General features: G+C 33.0%; 10 protein-coding genes. 1 reads left to right on the top strand and 9 read right to left on the bottom strand.

All coding sequences use genetic code 11. The features are described from left to right. Window positions 1–6: 6 nt before the first annotated feature. Window positions 7–588, top strand: a complete 582-nt coding sequence (rnhB, locus tag Arg41_RS00535) for a ribonuclease HII (protein ID WP_092343105.1) — start codon at window positions 7–9, stop codon at window positions 586–588. Here rnhB and Arg41_RS00530 read toward each other — a convergent pair. The 9 genes from Arg41_RS00530 to Arg41_RS00485 form a co-directional block, all read right to left on the bottom strand. Further along, window positions 577–3,474: a hypothetical protein gene (locus Arg41_RS00530; RefSeq protein ID WP_092490409.1), complete on the bottom strand. Its 2,898-nt coding sequence runs from the start codon at window positions 3,472–3,474 to the stop codon at window positions 577–579. The two genes, rnhB and Arg41_RS00530, sit on opposite strands and share 12 nt — an antisense overlap. Before the next feature lie 623 nt (window positions 3,475–4,097). Further along, window positions 4,098–6,977: a hypothetical protein gene (locus tag Arg41_RS00525; RefSeq protein ID WP_092490408.1), complete on the bottom strand. Its 2,880-nt coding sequence runs from the start codon at window positions 6,975–6,977 to the stop codon at window positions 4,098–4,100. Between the two features lie 828 nt (window positions 6,978–7,805). Next, window positions 7,806–8,174, bottom strand: a complete 369-nt coding sequence (locus Arg41_RS00520; RefSeq protein WP_092343102.1) for a hypothetical protein — start codon at window positions 8,172–8,174, stop codon at window positions 7,806–7,808. A gap of 617 nt (window positions 8,175–8,791) precedes the next feature. Then, on the bottom strand, window positions 8,792–11,665 hold the full coding sequence (locus Arg41_RS00515) for a hypothetical protein (protein ID WP_092343101.1): 2,874 nt from the start codon (window positions 11,663–11,665) through the stop codon (window positions 8,792–8,794). Window positions 11,666–11,798: 133 nt separating this feature from the next. Further along, window positions 11,799–13,214, bottom strand: coding sequence for a hypothetical protein (locus Arg41_RS00510; protein WP_092490407.1), 1,416 nt, complete (start codon window positions 13,212–13,214; stop codon window positions 11,799–11,801). A gap of 122 nt (window positions 13,215–13,336) precedes the next feature. Further along, window positions 13,337–14,305 (bottom strand): hypothetical protein, encoded by a 969-nt coding sequence (locus Arg41_RS00505; protein WP_092490406.1) that lies wholly within the window; start codon window positions 14,303–14,305, stop codon window positions 13,337–13,339. 1,457 nt (window positions 14,306–15,762) lie between these two features. After that, entirely contained in the window at window positions 15,763–16,782 is a 1,020-nt protein-coding gene (locus Arg41_RS00500) for a hypothetical protein (RefSeq protein ID WP_092490405.1), read from the bottom strand. A gap of 580 nt (window positions 16,783–17,362) precedes the next feature. Continuing rightward, window positions 17,363–18,478 (bottom strand): hypothetical protein, encoded by a 1,116-nt coding sequence (locus Arg41_RS00495; RefSeq protein WP_157722198.1) that lies wholly within the window; start codon window positions 18,476–18,478, stop codon window positions 17,363–17,365. Window positions 18,479–20,262: 1,784 nt separating this feature from the next. Then, on the bottom strand, window positions 20,263–20,638 hold a 376-nt coding region (locus tag Arg41_RS00485), incomplete at its 5' end, for a hypothetical protein (RefSeq protein ID WP_172792634.1).

Raw genomic sequence — 20,638 nt, 5'->3', positions numbered from 1 at the left:
ATTTTTATGTTAATTTGCGGTATTGATGAAGCTGGGCGTGGCCCGTTAGCCGGAAATGTTTTTGCTGCTGCGGTTATTTTGAATGAAGGTGATTTTATTCCAGGGCTTGATGATTCTAAGAAACTATCAGAGAAAAAAAGAGAGGCTTTGTTTTCTATAATTAAAGATCGAGCTGTTGCTTGGGCAGTCTCAGAGGCTACAGTAGATGAAATAGATCAGATGAATATACTTCAGGCTAGCTTATTGGCTATGAAAAGGGCGTTCGATAAAGTTAGGCATTTTTCTTGCAAAGATGTTTATATAGATGGATCTTGTTGCCCCCATTTGGACAATCCTTGTTCTGCTGTTGTTGGGGGGGACTCCCTAATTCCAGCTATTAGTGCTGCATCTATTTTAGCTAAGGTCAGTAGAGATAGGTACTGCCGTGGTTTACATGAGTTATACCCCCAGTACAATTTTATCCAGCATAAAGGATATCCTACGCAGCAACACTTTTTTCTTCTTGATAAATACGGTCCTTCCCCAGTACACCGTCGCTCGTTTGCGCCAGTTAAGAAGTATTTACAGGATGTAGAATTAAGAACATAAAGCAGATTCATCTTTTTTAGCTTTTATCAGACTGTCTATCATGTCTGGTGTAACATCTACTAATGAGTGCACGATATTAATTATATCTACAGAGCCATCTTTATTTATCCGTATCTTCATGTTTGCACTTTGATCAGGAATTTTGCTAATAGATGTTGGAGATATCTTAGTAGTATTGACATTTTCCAAATAATCGGGATCGCCAACTTTTGCTGAAGATCCTGGATGCAATTCTTGTAGCAAGTCAAGGGTGCCAGAAATATCGCAAGTAAAAATTAGTTCACCTTCTGGAGTTTTTGTTGCTGAATATATTGTTTTTTTGCTCATGGATGGTAGGCTGCTTATTCTACTTTCTTCTGGGAACATGAAAGCAGATGTTTGTACTAATGCTTCTAACAATTGAGCAGTTGTGTTTTGGTTCATTAATGATAAAAGTGATGCTAGTGCTTCACTAGTTACGTCCATTTTTTTAACTTCATTTAGCAATGACGTAACTAAAGACTTTATAATTTCATTTTGAGTCCGTCCTTCATAATCGTCACCAGCTACTATGGGTTTTTCCTGAATTATAAAGTTGGAACGAGAAATGTCTAGCCATACCGACTGCGGAATTTCATACTCTGTGCCTTCAACTGTGATGCCAACTTTTTCTCCGTTACTGGTATTGGGAAGGCATTGCTTTTGGGCATTTTTTAAAATACCATGTGGGAGTGTACCGCTTACTTGATAAAAGTAATTGTGATTGCTGTGGTGATAAAGACACAGGCTTTCACATATAGTTCTTTTCCACTCCTCTTGCTGTTGTTTTTTTCTCATAGCAAAAAGTTTTGATATCGCATTATCACTAACCCTAAAAGATTTTTTCCACATTTCTATAGAGATCATTAGATCTGCAGCTATTGTAGATCGGCAGTGATTGTCTATGTATTTAAGTGCTGTTCCAGCTGCATCAATGGCAAGAAGTATTTTTTTAACATCTTCCCTTTCTTTAGAGGATAGTTCTTTAACAACTAAATAAAGTATGGATTCCGTGGTATATTTTTCCTCAGGAATGTGAAATGCTTCTATTTCCATTTCTCTATTTATAGATACCCATGCTTTAAATTTTTCATCATTAGTTTTAGAAGGAATCAATTTATTTCTTATATCTTCTAAAACCAAATAATATATTTTATTTGCCGATTTGTTAGCAATTGCATTAGCTAAAGATTTGGCATTTTCTGCCTGTGGGTGATAGAAATTGGTTAAGGCACAACTAATTTCATGTGCTATCTTAGGAGATAAAGAAGAAAAATCAAATTCCATTTTACTAAGAAAATCTTTGGAGTGTATAAATATGGTATTTTCCATATGCATTCCTCCATTGTTTTCTATGAATCTGCTTAGTGCTTTTAATTTATCTAAAGTTGAACGCGTCGCTACTACGGCAGGGTTTTCATCGTCGTTGCTGATATTTCTTTGTTCCAAAGATGATATTATATATCTACACAGTGATTCTTCTAGTTCTGTAGCATACCTGTCCGATTCACTAACATTGTCATTAATGATCATGGATAATTCATCTTTTCTATTCGCAGCTAAATTTATTTCTTCTTCTAGCTCTTCCAACATTGATGTTTTTTGTGATTGATATTTAAGGATGTTAACCATCTCTTTTCGTATTGATTTAGGAACCTGAGAATATAAAACTAATCTTAATTCTGATGAAAACTTATGCCCTGAAATGGCATCTAGTATTTTTTCTTTGATGTCGAATATGGCATGAATGTCCATTATAAAAAGTACAGCAGCATTTGAATGATGAATTTTCCCAATGGAGCTAGCTAGATTGGCTAACAATGATATAACGCTATTCTTGCTAATTTTGGCATAATTGCTTTTGTATAGTCTCCACACGCATTGGGATGAGAGGTTTTTTAGATATGTTAAATTTGGAACATTAGATGATTTTTTGCACTTGAATAGCTCGAGTTTATGAATATCGTTTTTTATTAGTGAATCTAAAATATCCATGGTTAATTTGTTATCCATGCATTTATCATTGACCTCACTTAATTCTTCACAAATAAATGCTACTAATCTTAAAAATTTTTCTCCAGAGAATCCACTAGTATGCGTCTTAATTTTTTCTGCTAAACTTGACATGGACTTTTTACACATATCAATAGCTTCAATAATGAATTCTTCTTTTTCACTTGATGTCCCAGAAAGATTAGTGTCTACCCAATGGGTATAACTGCTATGAACAGTTCCAGGGAAAAGAGTAAAATACATTTTTTCTAATGCATCTTTTACTTTTTGATCTTCTTCTAGTGTTACTGAAGTATTGAGATACACGTTTGATACTGCCATCAAATTAATGTTTAATTTTCCAAACTCTCGATCAGTTATAAAGGTTCTGTATTTACATACTATTGATTTATCTAATAATTTTGATTTGTATAGATTTTCTGCAGATCTGATTAATAGAAAAAATCTGTTTAGGAAATGTAATTTTTCTTCATCTGCAGCATTAGTAAAATTTCTACTAAACCAGAGTTTGGCAAATGAATCTCCAGGAATGTCTTTAGTGAATAGAGAGTTGTATAAATCTGTAATGCAATTCTCAAGTAATGCTTGATCTCTGCCTTCCATGGCTATTTCTGAGTCACTGTATTTGCTAGATAACTCTATTGCATTTTGGTAAGAACAATCAATTTTTTTTATTATTACAGCCAGTTCTTTTTTTGCCTCTTCTTCAGAGTCAGATTCGGAATCAGATAACAGGATTTCGATACATGAAGATAAATGACATTCCCTACTTAAATCTGATCCACCTTCTGTTTCTTCTTCGTCTAAGGTGCTGCAATTACGAGCTCCTACGTCACCAGTGGTATATTGCAGCATGTCTGTATCCTCTGTGTACATTTGGCACTATGTGCTCTGTTTCTATACCATTTATATTTTTGCATCTAATTAAAAGCACGTATTATTTGAGTTTTTGATTTACATTTGGCCCTATGTGTGCTTTGTTTCTATGCCATTCATATTTTTGCGTCTAATCAAAGGTACATATTATTTTGGTTTCCAACTTGTATTTAGCACTACGTGCTCTGTTTTTATACTATTTATATTTTTATGTCTAATCAAAAGTATGTGTTATTTGTGTTTTCAATTATTCATGAAAATATCTTAAGCAACTGCAATATACAGAGCTAATAACTTTTAGTATTTCCCCCATTAAAATGCATATTTGTTGATATTTTATATGAAATATTTCCTATAAATGCGTGATTAATTGCAGATTTAAGTTTTTTCATCAATGTTTTATCTTATAATCGTTGAAAAATATCTTCTTTAATTAAAATAAAATTATCAATAATTTTTATTAAATTAATCTTTGGTGTTTGAGAACGCCATCGTGATAGCTAGTTGTATCATATTTCCTGTTTTTTTGTACTATATGCTACTAATTTTAATTTGTTATGACATAATACCGTGCTTGGGGTGAGATTTATTTAAGAGTAATGTTAGTAATTCTCGGCCTCTATGAGGTTGTTTACTACGGATGGAGTGATGTTTGTTAACAGGTGCCTGATTTCTATTATTTCTACGGTGCCGTCATCATTTATCCTTATCTTCATATTTGCAGATTGATCGGGGAACTTTCCGTCGGGAAGTTTGTTGATGTTTAGTGGTATAGGTTCAGCATCTTCTAGATAATTTTTATCGCCAACTTTTCTGGAAACGCCTTGGGGTAATTTTTGTAGGGCCTTAATTTTTCCCTGTATGCTGCAAGTTAGAATTAATTCTCCTTCTGGTGTTTTTACTACCGAGTAAATTGTCTTTTCGCTCATAGATGGTGAGCTGCTTAGTTTGCTTTCTTCTGGGAATATACAGATGGATGTTGTCATAGCTGCATCTAATAATTGAGCTGCAGTGTTTTGATTCATAAGTGCTAGTAGTGATGATAGTGCCTCACTTGGTATGTTCAGTTTATCAATTTCCTTTATCATGGCTTTGATTTTGGCATGTGTAACTTCATTATGAGAAACTCCTGTTTTGTTATCATAATTAGTTACAATGGTTTTTTCCTGGACTATGAATATAGAACGGGTAATGTCCAACCACACCGAATGGGGAATTGTAAATTCCTTTCCGTTGACTCTAATATGATTACTTACTCCATTGCTGGTGTTGGGAAGGCATTGTTCCTGACATTTTATTAGCACTTTATTAGGAAGGGGTCCATTTACTTGGTAAAAATAATCATGTTCATCATTGTAGTAAAGGTTTAGGATTTCACATATTATTTTTTTCCACTCTGCTTGAGGTTTTTCAAGAATTCTAAAAAAAGCTAACATCATGCTATTAGTTGCACCAAAAGATTTTTTCCATAAACTTAACGAATTTATAGTATCTTTTATTATTGTAGATCGGCAGCGATTGTTGATGAATTCAAGTGTTGTCAAAGAAGTGTTGATATCGTATAGCATAGTTCTGACTGCATTAAGTTCTTGTGTTGATAGTTCGTTGGCTGTGAAAAGAAGTAAATTTTCTATTTCTTCTTTTCCTTCGGTAACATGGTGTGATTCTATCTCGATTTTTTTTGCTATATGTAACCATGATTTGAATTTTTCTTCATTATTTTTAGATGAAAGCAATCTATTTCTTATATCATCTAGTGCCATATGATATATCCTCTTCTCTGACTTCTGGATAATCTCATCTGATTTTTGTTTAGCGTATTCTGATTGAGGGTGTTCAAATCTAGTTAAAATAGTACTAATTTCGTGTGCTACTTTAGGTGATGAAAGAGAAAACTCAAATTCAATATTACTAAGCAAATCTTTAGTAGATGAGAATATGCGGTTTTCTATGTCTATTCCGCCATTGTTTTCAATAAATCTACTTAGTGCTTTTAACTTATCTAAGGTTAAACGTGTCGCTACGACCAAGTTTTTGCCATCGTTACTAACGTTCTCTTGTCTTAATGATGATACCATACATTCGCATAATAATCCCTCTAGTTCTGCAGTGTGGATATTTGACTCACTGATGTTTTTACGAATAACATCTGATAACTCATCTTTTCTCCTAAGCATTAATTTTATTTTTTCTTCTAACTTCTCCAACATCGATGTTTTCTGTGATTGAGACCTAAGGATATTAAACATTTCTTTGCGTATTGACTCGGGAATCTGTGAATATAAAACTAGGCTGGATTCTTCGGAAAGACTTCGACATGAGATATTACTTATTGTTTTAAGATTTAACGTGACAGAAATTTTATCTATGAAACTTACTGCCTCATTTGAATTATGAATTTTTCCGGCAGATGTAGCTATGATAGATATTAGAGCCTTAACAGTGTCTTTTCCAATTTTATCATAATTGTTTTTGTATAATTTCCATATGCATTGAGATGAAAGATCTTGTAAGTGTTTCAGTTTTGGAATATTAGATGATTTTTTGCATTTGAACAAATTTAGATTATGAATATTATTTTTTATTAATGAATCTAAGATAGATTCTGATAATGTGTCGCTTGTGCAGTTATTACCAATATCATTTAACTCTTCACAAATAAAAGCTACTAATCTTGAAAATTTTTCTCCAGAGAATGAACTAGTGTGAGTTCTAAGTTTTTCTTCATCGTTTGACTTAATGTTTTTGCACATATCGATGGCTCCAGTGACGAATCTAATTTTTCTTTCTGATGATCCGGTGAGATTTCTGTCCACCCAATTTTTATAGTTTATATTTGCAGTATCGGGAAAAAACAGGAAATACATTTTTTCTAAATCATTTTTTATTTCTTCTTCATCCTCTAGGTCTGTTGATAAATTCCTGTATGCGGTTAATGCTATTGTTAAATTCATATACAATTTTTTAAACTCTAGGTCAGTTACAATTGGGCTATAATTGTAAATTTTTGATGTATCTAATGATTTTGATGAGTATAGATTTTCTGCAGATTTTATTAATGAAAAAAATTCATCCAGGAACTGTAATCTTTTTTCATTTTTTGCATTAGCAAAATTTCTACTAAACCATAGTTTTGCAAATGAATTTTCAGGCGTATCTTTAGTGAATAGAGAGTCATATAGATTTTTAAGACTGTTCTCAAACAGTACTTGATCACTATTTCCCATAGTTTTTTCTACGTTACTGTACTTGCGGGACAATGTAATTACATTTTCGTAACAATTATCAATATCTTTAATTATGGAATCAAGGTTTTTTTCTGCCTCTTCTATGTAAGTAAAGTCAGATGATAAGATATCAAGGCACGATAATACGTCATTTTCGTGCCTGCATTGGTTAGTAAGTGATTCTTCTTGATCGCCGCAGCTATTTGAAGTATCGTAACTATAGCCTCCTGTGCTGCTTGTGGGCAATGAAATCATGTTTAGTTTATCCTCTCCATGCATGTGATTTCATATAGTTTGTTCGTGTAAATTATTTGTAATTTTAGTTAAATATGAAATGAAACAGTAACGTTGGCCCATTATACTAAATGAAAAAGTAATTTTGTTTGTAATTTGATAATTGCAATATTAAATCAATTATTATTATCTAGGATATGGTTTTTTGTCAGTACTTTGTTGTATATTGATGCGTATTAATAAGAGTTAGTATAATAAATATTACTCATTAAGTAGTTTGTTTTGGTTGTTTTATTATTAATGGGGTTGATTTTTTTCTAAATTAACACTATCTGCGGATACTATGTGATCGTTGATGTATGTTAGCAAATCAACTTGATACCTATTTTATTTGAATTGTTGGTAATTTATTGCAATTAGGTTTGTAATAATTTTTCTGAATTTATATATAAATATATATTTTTTCTATTTTCTTTCAAATTGTGAGAATTTACAAGCAATTATATCGTAAATTTTTTAACGGTATGTGTGATGAAAATCGCTGAAGTTGGATAAATTGCACTACGGTGAGGATGTCATTGTTAAGTTTTAACCTATGATGAAGTAAAACTGTTATTGCTCGCTATTTTTTTCTTTCACTTGTTGCTTTGATTTTTTTTGTCCAAGGATTCTAATTTATATTATTTCAGTGCACAAATATTTGTGATTCTTATGTTGATTAATCGTCTTATCATGTAAATATAACGAAAGTGGAGACCTCTTATATAGCTAAGACACCAAATAATTGGGTGCCAAATAATTGGGGTAGAGCTGCCACAAATCATTTTATATTTCCTTCTAGGTTGCTTTTTATTTCGTAGAACTAATAATCAGACCCAAGCTATGGAGCATGGCAGTCTTATTAGTATGGTTGTTACTAGGATAAATTAGGTTATATCCCTTATATATAGTACTAACTCTCTTGGTCTGAGGTGTGCCTATACTCATAATGGCAATACTTTTTTCTCGTTTTATTTTTGATTTACTAGGGTTGGTGGTTTTCATAACAACGGCAATTTTTGATTCCGTAGTAACACCTAGGTAAGGAGATTGATGATTGCCCATATTTTCATTAGTAGAGCTCGGTGAATCAGGTGTACTTGTACTCATTGGTTCAGGCTCGTCAGTTGTTTCTTCCTTTACTTTTTCATTAGTAAACGAAGGTGAATTTGTTCTCATCTTTTCTCCAAAACTTATTTTATTTTTTATCAGATATCTGAAGTATTTATACAACATAGGATACAATCTAGAGCTTTAATTAAGAATTAGAATTTTCCTATAGTTATTAATTAATGAAGTGATTTTTTGATGTCATTATGCATGGATAATAGCTTAGTGCTTTTTTGCCATTATTTACTGATGGTTATGTAGGTATAATCATATTCTTAAAGTATTTATGTAGGTGAAGTCATAACTGTCAAGCAATGTTATAACTTGAGATTTCTTGGTATGCTTTGCGTTGGTGAAGTTGGTGTTAATACTGCTTTTGCCTGCAGAATTGCCATCTTTATTAATAATTTTTGTTGTGATGTATATAGGTTTGATTTATTTCCCATGATGGTTGTAATTTTATTATGACTTCATGACTGTCGTAATACTACTTACCCCCGAAGTCGGTGGACATATTTTTGTTGTTTAACTGTTTTTAATTTAATTATCATAAGTATTTTATTTGCAATATTTGTTAATTAAATAAATTTAAATTATTTGCTCTAATACAATCATCTTAATTATCATCTAGCAGTTGTTATGCTCTATTTTTGTTTGTGTAATGCTTATGCATCTATTTTAATTACTCACATATCCTGATTCTTAGAGGACACAATAAGGCCGTCTATTACATCTGGGGTAATAGCTGTTAATATGTGCCTAATGTCAAGAAGATCTACAGTACCATCTTCATTTATCCTTACTTTCATATTTGCTGATAGATTAGGAAGTTGTTGATCATGTAGAGGTATGATATCAGTATCACTTGAATAATTCCTATCATCTGTTTCTTTGGAAATTCCTTCGGGTAATTTTTCTAGAGCCTTAATCTCTCCAGAAATACTACAGGTAAGAATTAAGTAACCTTCTTGTGTTTTTTTAGCCGAATATATTGTTTCTTTGCTAAGAGAGGGTGAGCTGCTGATGCCACTTTCTTTTGGGAACATTGAGATAGAAGTAGGTCGAATAGCAAGTACTAATTGGGCGGCAGTATTTTGATTCATTAACGCTAAAAGCGATGCTAGTGCTTCATCTGTTAAGTATAATTTATTAATTTCCCTAATTATAGCTGTAGTTTTATTAAGTGCTAGTTCATCCCTAGAGATTTGATTTCCATCATCACCATCAGTCATGATGGTTTTGTCCTGAACAATGAAAGTAGAGCGATTTGCATCGAGCCACAAGGCTTCTGGTATCATATATTCTTTACCATCAACGTTAATAGGATGCTGGCTACCATTACTAACGTTGGGAAGGCATTTATTCTTAGCAACCATAAAAGTAGACTGGGGAAGAGTTCCGTCTACTTGGTAAAAGTAATTGTACTTTCTATGATGGTACAAGTTCAAGTGGTCACATATTATTTTTTGCCACTTACTTTGAGGTTTTTCAAGGTTTCTTAATAATTTTGATCTTGCATCACTACTAATACCAAAAGATTTTTTCCATAAATCTAATGATGTTCTTACCTCTTTTAACAGAAAAGATCTAGAGTGCTCTTCCATGTGAGAAAGTGTTTTTTCAGCTTTACTAATGTCAGATAATATTTTTTTAATACCTTCACGTTCTTGTGTAGATAATTTTTCATATATTATGGTAATTATTTTTTCTATGCCATTTTCCTCTTCAGTAATATGAGACATTTCTATTTGCATGTTCCTAGATACAGATTCCCAGTTTTTAAACTTTTCTTCATTAGTTGTGGATGAAAGTAGTTTTTCTTTAATGCTATGTAGAGACATATAAGCTACTCTGCTTAGTGATTCTTCTGTGATTAAGTTGGCTATAGATTTGGCATCTTCTGCTTGAGGATGTTCAAGGTTGGTCAATATACTACTAATTTTATGTGCATGTACAGGTGATAAAAGAGATAAATCAAATGTAATTTCACTTATTAATTCTTTGGAAGATTGGAATAGAGGGTTTTCCGGTTTTAATTCACCATTGCTAACTATAAATTCCATTAACGCCTTTAATTTATCCGATGTTAATCTTGTTGCTGTTACCGAATTTCTATCTTCTGCCCCTATACTTTTTGTTTTTAAAGATGATATTATATTTCTGCAAAATAATCCTGATAATTCATCAGAGTACTGGTATGATTTATTAACATTGTCACGAATAATAGCTGAAAACTCATCTTTTCCATCCATTGCTAAATTTAGACTTTCTTCTAAATTTTTTATCGTGTATTTACCTTGTGATTGCTCACTAAGGATATTGATCATCATTTTGCGTATGGAGCTAGGAATCTGTGAATATAAAAATAAACTTGCTTCTTCAGAAAAATTGCGACCAGAAATATCATCTAGTGTATATGCTTCAATATCAAACCTTTCAGAAATACGTTTTACAAAATTTTCTGCTTCATTAGAATGGTGAATTTCTCCGGTAGAGTTAGCCAAAGCAGATATTAGCGCAGCAACTTCATTTTTTCCAATTCTATCATATTGGTTTTTATACAATTTTCCTATATGGGTAGACAAAAGATTTTGTAATCCATTTACTTTTGGATGATTGGGTGATTTATTGCAATTAAGAAAATCTGAGTTAGGAATGCTATTTTCCAATAGAGAATATAAAATATATTCTGATGTGTCGCTATCTATCATGTTTCCATTAATATTGCTTAGTTCTTCACAAAGAAATGTAGCTAATTTTGAGAACTTTTCCCCAGAGAATCCTTCAGTTTTAATACTAATCATTTTTTCAGCATCAGATTTAGCCTGCTTGCATTTATCAATTACTTGAATTGCAAAATCCATTTTTTTTTCTGATGTTCCAGTGAGATTTTTACTTATCCAATTTGTATACTCTCTTTGATTGGTATCAGGGAAGAAAAGGAAGTACATTTTTTTTAAATTGTCTGTTATTTTTTTTTCATTTTCTGGTGATATTGATTCATCATTGTAATGGCTTAATGATCTTACTAAATTTAGATATGATTCTTGAAATTCTTTTTCAGGTACAACAGTAAGATATTTATCTCTACTTGGTGGTTTTGATGAGTATAAATTTTCTGCAGATTTGATTAATGAACAAAAGGAGTCTACAAATTCCACTTTTTGTCTATTTTCGGTCATAGTAAAATTTCTGCTAAACCAAAGTTTGGCAAATGAATCTTCGGTATTATCTCTAGTGAATATGTCTTTGTATAGTTTATTGAGTGAAAATTCAAATCTTGATTGATCATAGCGTGCCATAGTTGTTTCTGGATGGTTGTATCTACTAGATAATGCTGTTACATCTTTGTATGATTCATCGATGGTTTCCATTACATTTATGAGTTCTTCTTCTGCTTTTTGGGGGGAGGCAAATTCTGACTCTAATATGTTAAGGCACATTTTAAGGCAGGGAGATGAAAAAATTTCATCTTTGTTGAATAATGATTCCTGGGTACCTTCATCACCCAAATCAGTGTAATTATTACTTTTCATATTTCCTGTAGGTGATGAAATCATGTTTATTGTCCTTTTTATGTGATTTCATATGCGTCTTACTTATGTGAATATTTATATTTTCATCTATTAAAAACGATTTTTTATAAAAAAATAAGTTTCAATTTGTCAAGTACAATATTAAATTGATGTTTTGTTAATTAGAAGATTTTCTTACCATTTTTAGGATGGGCAAGAATGCAGCTTCAGCGTAAGAAATGTCAACCATCAGTGCATTAATTTTTAAATCAACATTAGTTGTGATTTTAGGAAAATCATTATCTTTCCAGGCAGATAATGCGTTTTTCATTCTTTCCCACCTTTCTTCCTTAGTTCCTACAAAGCCCCCAACATTTTTTTCATTAATTTCTGGAAGTTCTAGTGAACGGAAGGCTAATTCCATAAAATTTCCTCTGGCAGAATATGTTTTTTCAGTCAGATCGTAAAGGCTATTTTTTACCTCTTCCATAAAGGGTAAGAGTTTTGATTCAAAAGACTTAATTTCTTCATCTATACTACTTTTTAATAAATTTATTTGATTTAATATGTCATCTGATTCCTGTGGTGATGAACTTCTTTTTAATTTCATTGATAGATCATCCATTTTTTCCTTGTCTGATCTTATATTATCACTGATTATTCTAGAATCAGTCATTGTATTACTAACTGATTCTTCAAAATCCCCAGAAGTCATAGATTGATGTTCTTCTGTAGCAAGTTTTAGTTCAACGAAAGCTCGACCAGCACCAGGTAATTTCCCCTCCAATTCTCTTACTGTATCTATGTAGAATTTTGATACTTCTTCTGCCATAAATGATAATTTCTCCATATTACTTTCAAGTAATGATAGGTCTTTTTCTATTTTCACACTATTTTTTTCAATGCTACTGATAATAGAATTTGCCGAAACTATATTACTGGATAATTTTTCACTGTCATTCATAACCTTTCTAGATTTGCTTTTGCCGCTACTTTCTGGCGCTGAAAAATCAGAACTTGAATATGATGAAGAGCTAGTATTAGAACTTCTTCTAGCTTCTGACGCAGAAAGATCAGAACTTGGATATGATGAAGAGCTAGTATTAGTATTGCTTCTAGTCGTAACATTCTTTTTGTTTTTAGGGTTCAGACGTCTGTCTCTTCTTAGCGTTGTTGCAGTTTTATTGCTACTTAATCCATCATTGTCGCTGCTATCAGCGTCTTCTGGTATATAATGGGCCCCTCGGTTTGCAGGTGAACGTTCATTAACGTCACTATTTCCCATATTCTCTTCACGATCTTTTCCGACACCTTTTGATTCTGATAAACCAGAACTTTTTGTAGATGACGAGCTAGTAATAACACTTCTTCTAGCCATAAAATTCTTTTTTTGCTCAGGATTTAGACGTCTGCCTCTTTTTAGCTTTTCTCCTCTCTTATTGCTATTTGTTGCTGTATCGATGCTATCATCTGTATCTGATCTCCCACTTGATGTAGTGTCGAAGGTATCGGTATCTGATATGGTGCTACTACTACTAATTGATAAGGTGTCGCTGTTGTCAATATCTGCTCTTTTACCAAAATTACTTTCCATTGGTGATCTATTAAGGTTGTAATTTATCTCCGCTCTAGGATTTGTTGTCTTAGGTTCATGTTTTGGTATACCGCCGCCGGTAGTTGTTTGATTGGAACTATGTGCTTCAGGTCTTATGCCTGCTAAATTACCTCTATTGGGGCCATGTCTTGTATTGCTACTTGATGCTGCAGATTCTGCTTTACCCTTGTTTTTGTTTGCTCGTGATGTAAATTGGGCTGCATCTGCTTGTTGCTCAATTTCTCGAGAAAAAAAATTGATGCCCTCCGTGCATCTCTAGCCTGTTGCTCTTTCTGTATGCCGGTGTCAGCGCCTAGTTTTGTTCTGGGAGCCGCTACTGGTGGGGTAGACATGGATGTAGAAGGTCGTTGCTGTTGTTCGCGTTCCAATTCTTTCTGTGTACTGCGTGCTTCCGCTGCTTGGGTGTTCAACAATTTCGTCATTTCATCCATCTGTTCTTTATTGAGGTTGTGTGCTTTTCCCAACTCAGATTCTCTATCATGGGATTCTAGTAGTTGTGCTACGAACACCGCCAATGAAAGTAACTCTTTCTCTAACTTCGTTGCTTTTTCCTCCAGAGCAGATTCCGCATGACCAGATTCTAATCTGGCGGGTCTTTTTTGTGCTACTTCCTTAAGTTCTTCTCTTATTTCTCTCGTCAAATTAAGTAATTGCCTTCTAACTCCTGCTCTAAGATTTTCATCACTTTCCAATGCAGATGCTTTTAATCTACCCATTTCCCTTCTAGCGGCAATTTTAACTTTTCCTGCTGCAGCTCTTCTTATTTTATCCGATGATGTCGATGAAAGGCTAGATTCGGACGCCAAACTTTCAGAGCTACTGGATCTTTGCATGGGGTTAGGTGCCTCTTTTGGTAGAGACAGTCTTATTGCACCACGGCGTGATCTTGACGGTGCTTTCGGTAATGATTCTGGGCGTAATCCTGCTCTACTAACATTACTGGTATCACTAGAAACAGAAATTCTTTTATTGCCACTATTGTCTTCTCCTTTGCTGTTACCATCAGCACCAGATGCTCCTTGGCTCTCGCCGTCATTTCCACCCACTTTGTTAGGGTCTATACTGTTCATTTTATCCTCTCACAAACTCAACCTCATCCTATTAATTATTGATGAGAAGTAACACAAAAATATTTTTAAATATTTATCAAATAATAAAGATAATTATTTAACCGATAATCTTGTAAAAGAATCAAAACTAGCTACTTAAGGTACTTCTAGCTACTTAAGGTACTTATACATAGTAGAAGACAGGATTAATTACTAAAAGTGATTCGAGATAATTTATTTAGTTTAGTTCAATTAAATTATTTTTATATGTAATTAGAGACATTAATTACAAGTACTAAGTATGTGGAGTTTTTTAATTAGTACTAGTTACTAGTTTTTTGTTTTATATTTTCATCTTCTTTTTTTATAATTAGGGTAAATTAATCGTTCTTATTCTTTGAGTGGTTATTTTATATGGTTAAATTTTGATATTTAGCATATTTTAATGTAATTATGAATAATTAAATCTTCATCAGAAGATAGTAAAAAGAATAATTTTTATATTTATTTTGGTGAAGTAAAATTACAGATGCTAATATACTAGCGTACAATTTTAGTATGAAGATTAGTATGAAGATAAGTGATTTTCAATGTCATTTGGGAAGTCTTTAATGATATAACGATAGGGTGAGAGTTTTATTAGCCATGATAGTAATAACTACATATCAAAAATAAATTAATTAATATTTAGTTATTTTAAAAAAATTACTCTGCAAATGTGTTCTTGTGTGCGGCATGCTATTTTTTATTTTGGACATATTTATAATGTTGGCGTGTGTAAGTAATAAATATTCTTGCTAATTTAATTTCAATTTTTGTTTTATACTAGACTTTGGTATCGATAATGCGGATATATTTTTGAACTAGTCCTTGGGGGATTACTTTTTGGCGGTAGTATTTGTCGTAGAGTATATTGAATTTCTTGATTGTTAACTGAGCTGGGATATTTTTATAAAATATATACTTATCTGGGGGTTGACGAGATAATTATTTTAAAGCAACGATCGCTTTGATTAGAGGCAGTGATGCTGTAACTAAAAATGTGATTTATGGCTATAAGTAATAATTATTACTTAATTGCTTAATTTTTTAGAATATAATTTGTTATTAAAATTGTCAGTGTTGGATACAAAGGCGCCAATGACATATTAGATTGGTAGCGGTAGTATTTTCAATCTAGGAGTCTCCGTAATTCTCAGTGTTAACTTTAATAACCCTGATTTTTTATGGTTATTGGTTATTATTTCGGTGCTTCATCCTAAATTCGGAGGTTTAGTAGTATGCTGCACATAAATATATATACCACTGTGTTTATGTGCGGATTTCAATGTGTCAACAACCCATGTTTATTTGATCATGGAGTGAATTTTTTACATAGTTTTTACCTCGGGTTTAGGTATGTACCTACCGTATAAAAAACGACCAAACCAACGCTAGGTACATGCCTACGCTTGTCTTTCCGCACCCTATAATGGGTGTTACCTTTTTCTCAGGCGCTGGGGTCTGGGAGACATATCTGGCTTCCTGTTAGCGTTTCTGGCACGTTCTGCTAATTTCCCCTGCATCTCATCCATTAGTCTTCCATGTGCTGCCGACGGTGCTCCTGCTGACGCTGCAGCAGGAGCTGCAGCAGCTTGTCTTCTGCCAGCCATCGGACTTCCAGGGGCAGCCATCGGCCAGCTAGTTTCATTACCTTCATTTTTGTCTCTAATAATACCTTTCATTAATATGTCCAATGACTTTAATATTCCAGCATATTTTATTTGAAAAGAGGTATATTCTCTGGAGCTAGATGCGCGAGGTTGCCGTTCGAGTGCTGCCAGTTCTTTCCGTGTCTCACGTAGCTCTACCGATAGCTTAACTAATGCTTTTGCTGTGTCTTGCAACTGTTCCTTGCTAAGTTTAACATCCCGCGATTTTAGCTTTTGTTCCATGAAGGTCATGAATGAAACTAATCTCTCCTCTAACCTTATTATTTTTTCTTCCGATGCTGCCCCCTCGCCGCCGGGTTTTGTGTGAATATTACTAGCACCTCTGTCTCTCGCTGCACTTTCTAATTCTTCTCTTATTCCTCCCATCATATCAAGTATACGCTTTTTAACTTCTACTATCAGTTTTTTATCATCTCCCTTCCTAGGAAGGGCCTTCAATCTATCCATTGCTCTTTTCGCAGCACCCTTGATTTTTCCTCCTATAGCACCCGTTTTTTCATGTGATGAGATGGGATTAGCTTCTAAGACTTCAGAACTGAAAGCCCTGGACATAGCACCACCCTTAGCACCATTTCTACCAGAATCTCTTGGTAGACTTAGATTTTTCTCCTCACTTGAGTTTGACGGCGCTTTCGGTAATGAATCTGACCTTAATTCTGCTCTGCTATCATTACTATCATCACTAGAAACTGAAAGTCTACTATTTCCGCCAACGGGTTTTCTATTGGCACGAGGCTCATCTATTCCGGCACCTGCACCCGCTTCATTAGGGTTTAAAGGGTTCATTTTATCCTCTCACAAAATCACTCTCATCCTATTAATTGCTGACGAGAAACAGAAATGACAAAAACATACAGAAAGTAAATTGCAAACTAATTTATTTGTTATCAATTTTTTAAAGACAGCAAAATTAATTACAACGACAGTTCAATCCATTGCATAATCAGTAGCTGTAGGTGTTTTGAGACAATTTGTTTTAGTTAGTTCAATGAAATTATTTTTGTATACAATGAATATTGTCAGCTTTTTAATATCAATTTTTTTTATCTAGAAGTTATTATTAATAATATTTATTTAACCTATGTATCACAATCATTATCTATCTGCACATTATCATTGCTTTATAGATTTCGCACCTATTCTATCCTCAATGAAACAGTTTGATCGATGAATAAATTTACATATACTTGTATATTTTTGTGTATTACTGCAGGTGTTTTTTAAAAATAGTGTGCAGTATTATAAAAATAAAACTTTTCCATTTTAGAAATTCCATAACATTCTCATTCTAGTATGTAAATAATCGGCATATTTTATTCTTTATAATTTAATTTCAAATTTTATTTTATGTTAAATTTTATGGTCGCTAACTAGGATAGCTTTTCGGGCGAGGCTTTGATGATGCGTTACTTCTAGACGGTGAGGTTTGTCGTAAAGCTTCCTCGACTTCTCTATTACCAACTATAGCATATCTGGAACGAGGAGTATTTAAGTGGAGCTCCTGTTGTTTTTCGTTTTCAACTGAATTTTGTCTCAGGGGAGCTTTATTTGGATAAGTTGATTGAGGTCTTGGGGGTACGGGAGGAGGAACCGATGCATCTGTTTCTGCTTGTTTTCCTATTATATTTCTTTTTGGTAATTCCGGCGGCAGCGTAGAAAAAAATGTAGTGCTATGTCTTGACTGTATATATTCTGGTGCAATTTTTATATTAACATCATCGTAGATAGGTTCTTCGATATATTCGTATTCATGAATTTTTTCAGTAGAAGCAGGTTTATCATAGAAATCATCACCGTATCCATATAAAGAAGAAGCTGCAGATTCGTATGAAGATGAGATTGTAGACCCATGTGCAGAATAAAATTCATCATCACTATCACTGGTAGAAGAAGATCCTGGCAATATTTCTAGGTACTCAGTATCTCCGCGTAATACTTCTAGGTACTCAGGAATATCAGCATCATTGCCTTCATATACTGATTTAGATTGTGCTTCATTATTCCTTGGCGTTGGATAGATACTAGTTTTTGGTCTTGGGGTTGGTCGAACACCTGGTGGTAGTATTACTTCTTCATACTCATCTGAATCATAACTTGCATATCTTGAATTAGATTGAGATCCATTACCATTTACCCTTGAAGTAACATCGGGGGCGCTACTTGAACGCTGTCTGATGCTATTGAGATTATGTGTTTTCGATTGAGAATGAATATCAGGTGAAGACCTAGATTTTGTAATAAATCCCATCATTTGTGTTTGTAATTTGCTCTTAGCCTTTTTAATTCTTTTTCCTACTTTTCCTAAAGAAAGAGAAAGACTTATATTAGAAGAAGTGGATGATGATGATCCAACTGAAGAGGACAAAGACGCTCTTTGTTTTTTGTCTTCACCTACATCGAGTCCTCGTTTACTGTCTGAAGATTCACCTTTATTGTCAACGCGTTGTGTAAATCCACCTTCTCGATTAGGGTTAATTTTCATTTTGCTCTCTCTTTTTGTTCTGTTAGAGTCCAAAATTATTAAATTCATTCTCTCATATTTACCGTAATTATTTAATCTAATAATATGGTTGTTTTTTTAATTAATCGTATTAACTCACATAAATTACGATATTTATCTGACCTGTTTTAGAGCAATAAGGCAGTTTATATTCCCTTAATACGTACTGACATTTTGCAGTTTTCATGGTTCATTTTTTATTTATTTTTGGGACAAATTGTACAGATATTTAAATATATATCATTTATCCATTCATGAGCAGAGTGCTCATTTTGAACTTTTGTAATCAGCATGTGAATTAATCATATGTTATCAAATTCAATTCAACACAAATGCCGAAGCCATACAGTCTAATTGATACTTACTATGTACATGTTTAATTAGATTGTCCAGGTCTTTAAGCGCGGTCGGCAGTTTTTTTGAGGCATGGTAGATTTCTACTAGTCCCCGAGTTATAATTTTGCATATTATGTTCTGACTCACCATGGTGCATATATTAGTTATTAGTTATGTATAAATGTATAAACATACCCAAATTTTCCTGTAAACTTTTATACCTACTACTCTAGGTCTGCCATGAACCAGGGGTAATGGTACCTATTTCTAATTTTTTCATGCCGTAGAATTTATCTTAAGTGGGCGCTCATTTTAGGTTGATATGACAGAAACTGTTTTTCAAGGTGTGAGTATGTAAGGTTAAATTTTGGTGAAGCTTTTGGTTATGTTGCATCACCTTGTTTCCATTGGTAAATAAAACTGAGGCATATAGTTTTGTGGTTCATGTCACATTTTTTCTACCCCTTTAATTTCTAGATTAATTGATTTTTATAAACCCCATTCTTTCTATATTAGCCACAGTTATTTACGGTATTATTTTTATCTATATTCAATAAATTTGACAATTTTCGGCAATTGCTATATCAATTTTAAATATGTTATGACTAGAAATATTAGTTTTTTTAATATAACTTAACCGGTACTTATAGCTTATTTAGATATGGGACGTGTTATATCTACCTAAAATAACTAGTAAATTTTTTGCTCATAGGGTTATTAAAGTTAAAAGTGTAATCATATATATATATAAATTTAATTTTTATGGTATGTGTTTTGTGATTGATCTTAATGTTGGTAAATACATGTACGATGATCTATTTAGTTCCCATACTGCAATTAATTTTTCTAATCATAAATAGTTAATTATTTTAAATAAATTATTGTGATTATTAATTTTATTTAACTCATAGGATGAAGTAGTGGGTGGTTGCTACATCATAGTAATTATCTTTGTCTTACTTCTCTAAATTTAGATTGTACTGCTTTTTGGTGATTGAGCTTGGATGGACCATAGAATGGTATGTTTTATTAGCGTATGAGTAATTTTATGATTATAGGGTTTTGAGGTAAGCATTGACTCATTATTTTTCTATTGGTGATTATTATTTTCCTGTGCTGTAAAAATTGCTTGCAGGGATTTGTTTTCACTGCAGGCCAAATAGTAGCCACGTGATTACGTGTTTGCGGCATCTATGTGTTTATTTATACCGTTTTTTGGGTATACCCCTTAATTCTCTTTCAGTTCTTTTATAGAATCTAACTGATGCACAATACTAAGCTCACTAAGAAAGTCTGACTTTGCCCTTTCTTCCATGTTGATGATCATCAAAATCACATGCCAATGTCGGGCATATCTAAAAACAGTAAGATAGGTTTGTTAGTTCCCCATCCTAAGATGGATAATCCTATCAGATTATTGTTTGGCTCCATTAATTTGGAGGAAGACTGGAACTTTGTGCACTATTACTACCTGATGATCTTCTTTCTACCTCCATTATTATTTTATGCATAGATGACTCTAGTCCTTTAAGTTCTTTCAGTAAATCGCCTATATTAGCATTTTCCAGTGATATTGGACTACTACTTCTTTCTGCTTCAGCTGTATCTTCCCTCAAGAGTTCCGCTAGTTCCATTTCTAGCTCCTCTAACTCATCACCTTCAATTTCTTCTCCATACAATCCTGAACTTTGACCTATCCCATGTTTTTCTGTAAGGTGTTTTGCATCTTTCAGTAGATTTGACAGTGCATCTTCTAACTCTTCTTCTGTAATATCTTCTTCCATACCGAGTAATTCTGAACTTTTA

The organism is Candidatus Ichthyocystis hellenicum, assembly GCF_001460935.1.
Classification (GTDB): Bacteria; Pseudomonadota; Gammaproteobacteria; order Burkholderiales; family 2013Ark19i; genus Ichthyocystis; species Ichthyocystis hellenicum.
This window is presented reverse-complemented; position numbering and strand designations above follow the sequence as displayed.

Excerpts from the sequence above, each read along its gene's own strand:
- rnhB (WP_092343105.1), top strand. The coding sequence starts at position 7 with ATGTTAATTTGCGGTATTGATGAAGCTGGGCGTGGCCCGTTAGCCGGA.
- Arg41_RS00530 (WP_092490409.1), bottom strand. The coding sequence starts at position 3,474 with ATGCTGCAATATACCACTGGTGACGTAGGAGCTCGTAATTGCAGCACC.
- Arg41_RS00525 (WP_092490408.1), bottom strand. The coding sequence starts at position 6,977 with ATGATTTCATTGCCCACAAGCAGCACAGGAGGCTATAGTTACGATACT.
- Arg41_RS00520 (WP_092343102.1), bottom strand. The coding sequence starts at position 8,174 with ATGAGAACAAATTCACCTTCGTTTACTAATGAAAAAGTAAAGGAAGAA.
- Arg41_RS00515 (WP_092343101.1), bottom strand. The coding sequence starts at position 11,665 with ATGATTTCATCACCTACAGGAAATATGAAAAGTAATAATTACACTGAT.
- Arg41_RS00510 (WP_092490407.1), bottom strand. The coding sequence starts at position 13,214 with ATGGAAAGTAATTTTGGTAAAAGAGCAGATATTGACAACAGCGACACC.
- Arg41_RS00505 (WP_092490406.1), bottom strand. The coding sequence starts at position 14,305 with ATGAACAGTATAGACCCTAACAAAGTGGGTGGAAATGACGGCGAGAGC.
- Arg41_RS00500 (WP_092490405.1), bottom strand. The coding sequence starts at position 16,782 with ATGAACCCTTTAAACCCTAATGAAGCGGGTGCAGGTGCCGGAATAGAT.
- Arg41_RS00495 (WP_157722198.1), bottom strand. The coding sequence starts at position 18,478 with ATGAAAATTAACCCTAATCGAGAAGGTGGATTTACACAACGCGTTGAC.